Genomic DNA, 9,502 nt, shown 5'->3' with positions numbered 1-9,502 from the left:
AGGGGTCATCCGGCGGGCAGGCGTCCCGCCTCCACTGTGGCCATTGCGGCGGTGGCCCCGCCCAGCGCGCCGGCCGTGGACCCGAGCGTGCTGGCCTCCAGCCGCACGCCGGGTGGGACCGGTGTGCGGGCGGCGAGTTCGGCGTGGGCGGCCGGCAGCAGCCACGGCGCGAGCGCCGCCAGGTGACCGCCGACCACCACCACCTCCGGGTCGAGCAGCCCGGACAGCACCGACACGGCCTGCCCGAGCAGCCGGCCCATCTCGGTGAGCCCGGTCCGTACCGGGTCGTCCCCGGCGCGGGCCAGGGCCTGGATCCGTTCGATCTCCGGCAGGTGGTCGGTGACCGGCCCGGCGTCTGGTAACAGCCGGCGGATCACCGCGTCCACGCCGAGCAGCGCGGTGAGGCAGCCGCGCCGCCCGCAGTCGCAGGCCGGGCCGTCCGCGGCCAGTGGCAGGTGCCCGACGTCCCCGGCGAAGCCCCGGCCACCGCGCAGCAGCCGGCCGCCGCTGATCAGGCCCGCGCCGATCGCCGGGCCGCCGGTGAGGTGCACCAGGTCGGTCGTGGCGGCGTACGGGCCGTGCCGCCGCTCGGCCAGCACGGCGAGGTTGGCCTCGGTGTCGACCGCGACGGGGAAACCCGGGTCGCGTAGCGCGCGGCGCACCGACGCGGCCAGCGGCACGCCGCGCCAGCCGAGCGCGGGTGCGGCCGGCACGCCGCCGTCCGGGTCCACCAGCCCGGGTACGGCCACGGTGAGGCCGAGCACGGTGCGGCCGGCGCCGATCCGGGTGACGGCACGCCGGGTCAGCGCGGCGAGCGCCTTCACCGTCTCCTCGGGACCGGCGGTGACGGCGGGGAACGCGCGCCGCCAGGTGAGCACCGGGTCGCCGCCCAGTCCGGCGGCGACCGCGACCAGTTCGTCAGCGCCCACGCGCAGGCCGAGCCCGGCGTAGCGGGAGCCGTCGAGGACGAGCATGGTGGCCGGACGGCCCACCCGGTTCTCGGTCAGCCCGGTCTCGCGCAGCAGGCCGTGCTCGATCAGCTCGGCGACCAGGCTGGAGACGGTGGCCTTGTTCAGTCCGGTGTGCGCGGCCACGTCGGCCCGGGAGCAGGGGGCGTGGCGGCGGACGTGCCGGAGCACCGCGGCCCGGTTGGTCACCCGCACGTCGCCGAGGTCGGCCGTCGGCCGGTCGATGCTGATCACGTACTGCCCGCCTCCTGCGCCCGGCCCCGAGTTCGGCTACAGCTTAAACTAAATGGGCGCGATTCCGGCCGGCCGGCCTCGGCCGCCGAACCACGGCGCGAACGGCGTCACCGGAACCGGTTCCCCGTCGAGCACCACCCGGCGCGGCGGGTCCGCCCCGACGACGCTGACCCGCCGCACGTCCAGCGGTCCGTCCACGCGCACGCGCAGCGTGTCGCCGTCGCGCACCGCGGTGACTGTGGTGTCGCCCTCGGGGTCGTGCACCACTGTCACGCCGTCGACGCCGCCCCAGGCCACGAGCGTGACGTCCCGGAACGAGCCGGTCCCGGCCGTCGCCGCGGGCGCCACGGTGGGGATCAGCGCGCCGCACCGCACGTACAGCGGCAGCCGGTCCAGCGGCATGCTCACCCGCAGGTGCCGGCCACCGGGGTGCCGCTGCCCGGTGTACGCGTCGAGCCAGTCGTCGCCGGCTGGCAGGTAGACGGCGCGTTCCCCCGACGGGTCGAGCACCGGGGCCACCAGCAGGTCGGTGCCGAGTCGGTACTGCAGGTCGGTGGTCCAGGCGGCCGGGTCATCGGGGGTGTCGACGAGCAGCGCCCGCAGCATCGGGCCGCCGGTGCGGGCGCTCGCCACCGCCGCCGACCAGAGGTACGGCAGCAGCCGGTAGCGCAGCCGCAGCGCGTCCACCGCGTGCCGTTCCGCCTCGGGCGGGAAGTCCCACGGCAGGCGGCTCGTGGTGCCGTGCAGCCGTACCAGCGGGGAGAGCGCGCCGAACTGGGTCCAGCGCACGTACAGGTCCGGCTCGGGTGTGCCGTGGAAGCCGCCGGTGTCGTGGCTCCAGAACGGCACCCCGGACAGGCCGTGGGACAGGCCGCCGCGCAGCGTGCTGGCCATGCCGGGCCAGGTGGCGTTGACGTCGCCGCTCCACTGCGCGCTGTGCCGCTGCCCGCCCAGGTACGACGAGCGGGCCCACACGGTGCGGTGCCCGGCCACCTCCTCGGTGACGTCGGCGACCGCGTCGTTGAACAACAGCGCGTACACGTTGTGCAGTTCGACGCCGGTCATGCCGTTGTGTGCCACCGCGTCGGCGGGCACGCCCTCGGCGAAGTCGGTCTTGAAGACCGCGACGCCCTGCGCCAGCAGTGGCCGCAGCAGGCCCTGGAACCAGCGCACCGCGGCCGGGTCGGTCAGGTCCACGATCGCGCATTCGGGGTAGCTGCCGTGCCAGGTGTCGGCGACGTACGTGCTCCCGTCCGGGCGGCGCAGGAGGTACCCGGCCGCCTCGGCCTCGGCGTAGAGCGGGCTGCCGGTCATCAGGTACGGGTTCATCCACAGGCACACCCGGAAGCCCTGCTCGGTGAGGTCCTTGAGCATGCCGTCCGGGTCGGGGAAGGCGTCGGCGTCCCAGCGCAGGTCCGACCAGTGCCCGGCGACCTGCCAGTAGCAGTCCAGGTGCAGCACGTCGCAGGGGATGTCCCGCTCGCGGATGCGCCGGGCCCGTTCCAGCACGCGCTGCTGGCTGTCCGGGAAGAAGCCGGACGAGATCCACGCGCCGAACGCCCACCTCGGGGGCAGGTACGGCCGTCCGGTCAGCGTGTCGAGCCGGTCGAGCACCTGCGCCGGGGCGGGTCCGGCCAGCACGTAGTAGTCGAGCAGGTCGTCCGGGACGAGGATCTGCACGCTGCTGTGCGTGCTCGCGCACACGTCGAACTGCACCGGCAGCCCGCTGTCCACGAGCACCCCGTAACCCCTGTCGGACAGGTAGAACGGCACGTTCTTGTGCGACCGGTCGGACTCACCGCCGAAGGCGTCGAAGTTCCACATCAGCGGGCGCTGGCCGCGCTTGTCCAGCGGGGTGAACTTCTCGCCGAAGCCGGCGAACCGTTCGTCGCCGGGCGCGACGAAGCTCTCGTGCCAGGCGACCGGCTCGCCGTCGACTGTGGAACGCCCCAGCGGCAGGGTGCGGCGGCGGCCGCTGATGTCCCGGGTGCCGCCGTCGGAGGCCAGCAGCAGCCGCCCGCCGGGAGTGAGGAACCGCAGCCCCCAGGGGTCCAGGCGCAGCTCGGCCACCACGCCACCGGCGCCCACGCGGACGTGCCCGTCGGTGACGGTCACGGTGGCGGGGTGCGGTTGGGGGTGCACCAGCGTCAGCGCCCGCGCGGACCGGCTGCGGACCGAGAGGTCGTCGGCGAGGCGTACCCGGATGATCCCGTCCCCGGCGGCCTCGACGCGCGCCACGAGCGTGCGGCCGGACGCGCAGGTCGCGGTGAGGGTGACCCCGTGCGCGTCGGTCGTGGCCACCTCGGCCCGCAGCACGTCGTCGGCGCCCTCCTCGCCGGGGGCGCGGACCGGCAGGTCGGGCGGGTCGGCCACGAACGTCTCGTACGGGACCAGCGGCGGGCGGTACGGCATGGGCGTCTCCTCGCGGCGTCCACGGGCGGTCCCGCCAGTTTCTTTGGAAGCCCAACTAACTGTCAATGATCGACGGCATTGACTTTCCGTCTCGCCTGTTCCTATTTTGGCCAGGATGACAACTAAAGTGCCGTGGGACGACGGCCGGCTCTGCTACGGCGGCGACTGGAACCCGGAGCAGTGGCCCCCGCGGGTGTGGCGCGAGGACGTCGCCCTGATGCGCGCCGCCGGGGTCGGCCTGGTCACCGTCGGCGTGTTCGCCTGGTCCCGGCTGGAACCCGCACCCGGCCGGTACACGCTCGACTGGCTCGACCGCGTGCTGGACCTGCTGCACTCGGCCGGCATCCGGGCCGCCCTGGCCACTCCCACCGCGTCGCCGCCGCCGTGGTTCTCGCTGCGCCACCCGGACGCGCTGCCGGTCACCGCCGACGGCGTACGCCTGACCCACGGCAGCCGGGACACCTACTGCGCCGCCGCGCCCGCGTACCGGGACGCCGCCCGGAGCATCGCCGAGGTGCTCGCCGCCCGCTACTCACACCACCCGGCGCTGGCGCTCTGGCGCGTGCACAACGAGTACGGCACCACCTGCCACTGCCCGCACGCCGAGACGGCGTTCCGCCGCTGGCTCACCACCCGGTACGGCGACCTCGACGCGCTCAACGACGCGTGGGTCACCAGCTTCTGGAGCCAGCACTACTCCGACTGGGCGCAGGTCGGCACGCCCCGCGCCACCCAGTACCTGGCCAACCCCGGCCAGCTGCTCGACTTCCGCCGCTTCTGGTCCGACACGCTGCTGTCCGCGTACACCGAGCAGCGGGACCTGCTGCGCGCGGCGAACCCTGCCGTGCCGGTCACCACCAACTACGTCCTCGGCGACTGGGTGCCCGTCGACCACGCCCGCTGGGCGCGCGAGGTCGATCTGGTCGCGATCGACCACTACCCGTCCGCGACCGGCGCGGGCGCGGAGGAGCAGACCACGCTCGCCGCCGACCTGGCCCGCGGCTGGGCCCGCCACGGCGCCGGGCGGCCGGCGCCGTGGCTGCTGATGGAGAGCGCGCCCAACCAGATCCACACCGCCGGGCGGATGCACACCAAGGAACCCGGCCGGATGACCCGGCACAGCCTCGCCCACGTCGCACGCGGCTCCGCCGGGGTGATGTTCTTCCAGTGGCGCGCCCCGGCCGGCGGCGCGGAACGCTTCCACTCGGCGGTGGTGTCGCACGCCGGGGCGGACACCCGCGTGTTCCGCGAGGTCACCGCGCTGGGCGCCGCGCTGGGCCGGCTCGCCGGGACCGCGCCGGGCCGCGTCCAGGCGGCGGTGGCCATCGCGTACGACGCGGCGAGCGGCTGGGCGCTGCGGCACCCGGGGATGCCCCGCGACGGACTCGACCACCCCGGCGAGGTGGCCGCCGCGCACCGGGCACTGTGGCACGCGGGCGTCACCGCCGACGTGGTGCCGCCCGGCGCCCCGCTCGACGGCGCCCGGCTACTCGTGCTCCCCGCCCTCTACCTCGCCTCGGACGCCACTGCCGACTGGGTACGCCGGCACGTCGACGGCGGCGGGCACCTGCTGGTGACCTGGCTCAGCGGCGCGGCCGACGAGCACGCCCGGGTGCGCCTGGGCGGCTACCCGGGCGCGTACCGGAACCTGCTCGGCGTACGGGTGGAGGAGTTCCACCCGCTGGCCGACGACGAACACGTACCGCTGACCGGTGACGGGACCGGCCGGATCTGGTCGGAGACGGTGCACCCGGCCGGCGCCGAGACGGTGAGCGCGTACGCCGGGGGAGTGCCGGCCGGGCGGCCCGCCGTCACCCGGAACCGGGCCGGCGACGCGTACGCCTGGTACGTCTCCACCCGCCCCGACGACGACACCTACCGGCGGCTGCTCACCGAGGCGGCCCGGCTCGCCGGTGTGACCCCCACCTGTCCCGGCGCACCCTCGGGCGTGGAGGCGGTACGCCGGCACGACGCCGACGGAAGCCTGCTCTACCTGCTCAACCACACCGGCCAGCCGCAGCGGGTGCCGGTCACCGGGCTCGACCTGCTGACCGGCGCGACGGTCGACGGCTCCCTGACGCTTGAACCGGGCGGAGTGGCGGTGGTACGCGAGGCAGCGCGCTGATCCGCGTACCCCGGTCAGGGGGTGGCGACGGCGGCGCGGGAGCGGTCGGCGGCGATCCGCACCGCGAGCGCCGCCAGCACCGTGCCCATCACGTACCGCTGCAGGCGCGCCCAGCCCGGCCGGCGGGTGAGGAACGCCGACACCGAGCCGGCGCTGAGCACGATGAGCGCGTTCACGGTGAGCGCCACGACGATCTGGGTCAGGCCGAGCAGCAGGCTCTGCACCGCCACGTGCCCGCGCGCCGGGTCGACGAACTGCGGCAACAGCGACACGTACAGGATGGCGATCTTCGGGTTGAGCAGGTTGGTGACCAGGCCCATGGTGAACAGGCGCCGGGGCCGGTCCGGCGGCAGCGGCGTCGGGGTGAACGCCGACGTGCCACCGGGGCGCAGCGTCCGCCAGGCCAGCCACAGCAGGTACGCCGCGCCGGCCAGCTTCACCGCCGTGTACAGCGGCGGGACCAGCACGAAGACGGTGGCGATGCCGGCCACCGCGGCGGCCAGGTAGACCAGGAAGCCGACCGCCACGCCGAGCAGCGACACCAGCCCGGCTCGCCGCCCCTGCGTCACCGACCGGGACACCAGGTAGACCATGTTCGGCCCGGGCGTGAGCACCAGACCGAGCGCCACCAGAGCGATTCCCGCAACTGCGCCGACAGTGACCACATCGCCTCCCCGTTACCGCCTTCCCCGGACCCTACGCCTTCATGATCGGCGGAGCGGGGGCGGCGGTGCTGGTGTTGCGGCGGTGATACTTGCGGCATGTCGATCGTGCTGTCCGCGCCGGCCACTTCGACCGCGCCCGCGCTGCTGCTGCGTCCGTGGCGTGACGGTGACGCCGACGCGCTGATCGAGGCGTACCGGGATCCGGTGCTGCGCGCCTGGACCAGCCATCCGGTGACCGGCCCGGCGCAGGCGCGGGTGTTTCTGCGCCGCAGCCACCAGGGCTGGGCAGCCGGGCACCGGTTCATGTTCGCGGTGCTGGAGGGGGAGCAGGTGGTGGCCTGCGTGGTGCTCAAGGACGTCCGCCCGGGACGCCCGGCCGCCGAGGTCGGCTACTGGACGGCCGCGCCGGCGCGCGGCCGGGGCGTCGCGCCACGGGCTGTGGAGGCGGTCACCGGGTGGGCGTTCGCGCGGTTCGCCGCCGCCGGCCTGACCCACCTGGAGCTGCTTCACCAGGTCGACAACCCGGCCTCGTGCCGGGTGGCGGAGAAGAGCGGGTACGCGTTCGCCGAGGTGCTGCCGGCCCGCCCGCCGTTCCCGCGGGACGGCCACCGCCACGTCCGCCACCTGCCGGTCTCATGACGGGGAAGACGTGACAGCGCCGCCGAGCAGGCGCAGCAGCAGCCGCGGCTCGCCCGGCCACGCGTCGAGCAGCACCTGCCGGGGCACCTGCCGGGCGGCGTAGCGCAACGCGAGCGCCACCACCACGATGTCGTCCAGCGGCCCGATCACCGGCAGGAACTCCGGGATCAGGTCGATCGGACTGGCCACCCAGAGCCCGGCGACCACGATCGCGACCCGGGCGCGGCGGGGCACCCGCGGGTCGCGGCGCAGCCGTCGCACAGCGGTCACGCAGTCGGGCACGAACGCGGCCAGATCGCGCAGAATCCCCGGAGGTAGCCGGCGGGCCAGCAGCACCAGCACCGCCCAGCTCGCGACCAGGCAGGCCGTCGCCACAGCGAGTCCGATGAGCCAGTCGCGCACGCCGTCACCCCTTTCCGTACCCGGTGGCACGCTACGCGGCGTCCCCGCCCGGCGCCCCGGGAACAGCCCGGCCCCGCCCGACGCTGACCCTTGTCGGACGGCGGCGGATACCGTGGGTACGGGAGGTGACGGCGGTGACGACAGGCTGGGAGGCCGCGGTCGAGGCGCAGATCCGCTCGGCCCAGGAGCGCGGCGAGTTCGACAACCTGCCGGGCGCAGGCAAGCCCATCCCGGGGCGCGACATGCCCTACGACGAGGGCTGGTGGATCCGCAGCTTCATGGAGCGCGAGCAGATTCCGTCCGACCTGCTGCTGCCCACGCCGCTTCAGCTGCGCCGCCGCATCGAGCAGCTCCCGGCCGAGCTGCGCGACCTGCCCACCGAGGAGGCCGTCCGGTCGTACGTGGCGGCGCTCAACACCGAGGTGGTGGCCTGGCTGCGTACCCCGACCGGGCCACGCGTGGTGGTCCGCCCGGTGAACGTCGAGGAGGCGGTGCGCCGCTGGCGCGCCGATCGGGAACGCTCCGCGCCGGTCGTCACGGCACCGGAGCCGCCCCGCGCCGCCCCGGCCCGCCCGCGCCGCCGTTGGCGCTGGTGGCGCCGCTGAGAGCGTTCAGGGAAGCGCCGCCTGCCAGGTCCACGCCGTACGCCGCGGCCGGTCACCGAGCGGCGCGCGGCCGGTCAGCCACAGCAGCACCGGCGCCGGGTCGCCGCCTGGCGCGTCGGGGAACAACCGGCGCACCACCCGCGCACACAGCTCGGCGGGTGGCGACCAGTCCAGTTCGAGCCCTCGGGTCAGGTCGTGGGTGTGCAGCAGGATCTCGGCCACGCCCATCGCGGCGAACCCGCCCGGGTCGCACGGGCCGAAGTGCCACGCCCGGTCGTCCGGGTCGGCGGCGTCGATCGTGGCGGCGAGCATCCCGGCCGCGGCCGCCGCGACCGTGAGCACCTCGGCGGGCGCGGCGTCGGCGCGTACCCGCAGGTCGAACGGCAGATAGCCGCCGTCGGCCCGGCCCGAGACCTGACCGGCGTACGCGACCACGTCGTGCGCGATGTGCGCGGCTGTGGTCCAGCAGGTCCAGTCCAGGTCTCCCGCGCGTACCGTCCAGTCCCGGCCGGCGGCGGGCCGCAGCACGGCGGTCATCGCGGCGGCGGCGGACCGGACGTCCGCGCCCGTCATCGTCGTCACAACCGGCGTACGCGCAGCACGCACGTCAGCATCGGGAGCGTGAACTCACCGTCGGCCGTCTCCGGCCGGCTCGCGAGGTACGCGCGGATGCGGTCGAGCGCCTCCGTGCGTTCCCGGTCCGGCATGACCAGCATTCCCGCCCGGGTGGCGAGCGTCGCCACGAGCGAATCTGCGGTACGGCGCTGTCCGTGCGGGAACTCCGCCTGCTCGGGCGAGCCGAACCGCGCCTCACCCGTCTTCGGCAGGTGCATGCCGGCCGTGGCGACGCGCCAGCTCCCGGGCGTGTCCCGGGGGCCGATCGCGGCGCTCCCGCTGACCGCCGCAAGCCCGGCGACCCAGTCGACCCGGTCGTCCACGACGTTCCACAATCCGGCAAGGACTCCGCCGGGCGCGAGGACGCGGGCGATCTCCGGACCGGCCACGGCCATGTCGAACCAGTGCATGGCGTTGCCGGCGACCACGGCGTCGACGGAGGCGTCCGGCAGGGGGATCGCCTCGGCGCTGCCGGACAGCGCACGTACGTCCGGCAGGGCGCGGCGGAGTTCGGCGAGCATCGCCGGGTCCGGTTCGACCGCCGTGACGTCGCCGCTGACCCCGGCCAGCGTTGCGGTGAGCTTGCCGGTGCCCGCGCCGAGGTCGAGCACCCGCGCGCCGGGTGCGGGTTCGAGCGCCCACCGCAGGGCGGCCCGCGCGTAGTCCGGGCGGTGTTCGGCGTACGCGGTCGCCGCCGCGCCGAACGACGACGAGTGCCGAAGTCGTGCGTCTTCGTCCATCCAGTCACCCTATCGACGGCCTGGCCCTTGACATACGAATACAGCTTCGCGAATACTGGAACGTAGTTCGAGGGGGAGTACCCGACGATCCACGCAC

9 protein-coding genes are annotated in these 9,502 nt (G+C 75.0%); 3 read left to right on the top strand and 6 right to left on the bottom strand.

Annotation, left to right across the window (positions count from 1 at the left end; translation table 11 throughout):
- Positions 1 to 5 precede the first annotated feature (5 nt).
- Together ABIH81_RS23855 and ABIH81_RS23850 are read right to left on the bottom strand one after the other, a co-directional pair.
- Positions 6 to 1,202 (bottom strand): ROK family transcriptional regulator, encoded by a 1,197-nt coding sequence (locus tag ABIH81_RS23855; RefSeq protein ID WP_349877113.1) that lies wholly within the window; start codon positions 1,200 to 1,202, stop codon positions 6 to 8.
- A 48-nt stretch (positions 1,203 to 1,250) separates the two neighbouring features.
- Positions 1,251 to 3,614, bottom strand: coding sequence for a TIM-barrel domain-containing protein (locus ABIH81_RS23850; protein ID WP_349877112.1), 2,364 nt, complete (start codon positions 3,612 to 3,614; stop codon positions 1,251 to 1,253).
- Positions 3,615 to 3,729: 115 nt separating this feature from the next.
- Here ABIH81_RS23850 and ABIH81_RS23845 point away from each other — a divergent pair, with 115 nt between their 5' ends.
- Complete coding sequence (locus tag ABIH81_RS23845) at positions 3,730 to 5,739, top strand: beta-galactosidase (protein ID WP_349877111.1); 2,010 nt, start codon at positions 3,730 to 3,732, stop codon at positions 5,737 to 5,739.
- Between the two features lie 14 nt (positions 5,740 to 5,753).
- On the opposite strand, the gene ABIH81_RS23840 is transcribed toward ABIH81_RS23845, so the two are convergent.
- Positions 5,754 to 6,404, bottom strand: coding sequence for a LysE family translocator (locus ABIH81_RS23840; RefSeq protein ID WP_349877110.1), 651 nt, complete (start codon positions 6,402 to 6,404; stop codon positions 5,754 to 5,756).
- Positions 6,405 to 6,500: 96 nt separating this feature from the next.
- Here ABIH81_RS23840 and ABIH81_RS23835 point away from each other — a divergent pair, with 96 nt between their 5' ends.
- Complete coding sequence (locus ABIH81_RS23835; protein ID WP_349877109.1) at positions 6,501 to 7,043, top strand: GNAT family N-acetyltransferase; 543 nt, start codon at positions 6,501 to 6,503, stop codon at positions 7,041 to 7,043.
- Here the strand turns inward: ABIH81_RS23835 and ABIH81_RS23830 are convergent.
- Positions 7,038 to 7,445 carry a DUF1232 domain-containing protein gene (locus ABIH81_RS23830; RefSeq protein WP_349877108.1) on the bottom strand — a complete coding sequence of 136 codons (408 nt, stop codon included), beginning with the start codon at positions 7,443 to 7,445 and terminating at the stop codon, positions 7,038 to 7,040. The two genes, ABIH81_RS23835 and ABIH81_RS23830, sit on opposite strands and share 6 nt — an antisense overlap.
- 134 nt (positions 7,446 to 7,579) lie before the next feature.
- On the opposite strand from ABIH81_RS23830, the gene ABIH81_RS23825 reads away from it, so the two are divergent.
- On the top strand, positions 7,580 to 8,050 hold the full coding sequence (locus ABIH81_RS23825; protein ID WP_349877107.1) for a DUF1992 domain-containing protein: 471 nt from the start codon (positions 7,580 to 7,582) through the stop codon (positions 8,048 to 8,050).
- A gap of 6 nt (positions 8,051 to 8,056) precedes the next feature.
- Here ABIH81_RS23825 and ABIH81_RS23820 read toward each other — a convergent pair whose 3' ends face one another.
- Positions 8,057 to 8,623 (bottom strand): maleylpyruvate isomerase N-terminal domain-containing protein, encoded by a 567-nt coding sequence (locus ABIH81_RS23820; protein WP_349877106.1) that lies wholly within the window; start codon positions 8,621 to 8,623, stop codon positions 8,057 to 8,059.
- 5 nt (positions 8,624 to 8,628) lie between these two features.
- Positions 8,629 to 9,405: a class I SAM-dependent methyltransferase gene (locus ABIH81_RS23815; RefSeq protein ID WP_349877105.1), complete on the bottom strand. Its 777-nt coding sequence runs from the start codon at positions 9,403 to 9,405 to the stop codon at positions 8,629 to 8,631.
- Between the last annotated feature and the right edge of the window lie 97 nt (positions 9,406 to 9,502).

Source organism: Micromonospora sp. HUAS YX12 (assembly GCF_040215685.1).
In the GTDB taxonomy this organism is placed as follows: domain Bacteria; phylum Actinomycetota; class Actinomycetes; order Mycobacteriales; family Micromonosporaceae; genus Micromonospora; species Micromonospora tulbaghiae.
The sequence above is the reverse complement of the archived record's forward strand: the minus strand, read 5'-3'. Positions and strand labels throughout refer to the sequence as shown.

Bases quoted from the DNA above. Each gene is read 5' to 3' on its own strand.
- ABIH81_RS23815 (WP_349877105.1), bottom strand. From the start codon at position 9,405: ATGGACGAAGACGCACGACTTCGGCACTCGTCGTCGTTCGGCGCGGCG.
- ABIH81_RS23835 (WP_349877109.1), top strand. From the start codon at position 6,501: ATGTCGATCGTGCTGTCCGCGCCGGCCACTTCGACCGCGCCCGCGCTG.
- ABIH81_RS23820 (WP_349877106.1), bottom strand. From the start codon at position 8,623: ATGACGGGCGCGGACGTCCGGTCCGCCGCCGCCGCGATGACCGCCGTG.
- ABIH81_RS23850 (WP_349877112.1), bottom strand. From the start codon at position 3,614: ATGCCGTACCGCCCGCCGCTGGTCCCGTACGAGACGTTCGTGGCCGAC.
- ABIH81_RS23845 (WP_349877111.1), top strand. From the start codon at position 3,730: ATGACAACTAAAGTGCCGTGGGACGACGGCCGGCTCTGCTACGGCGGC.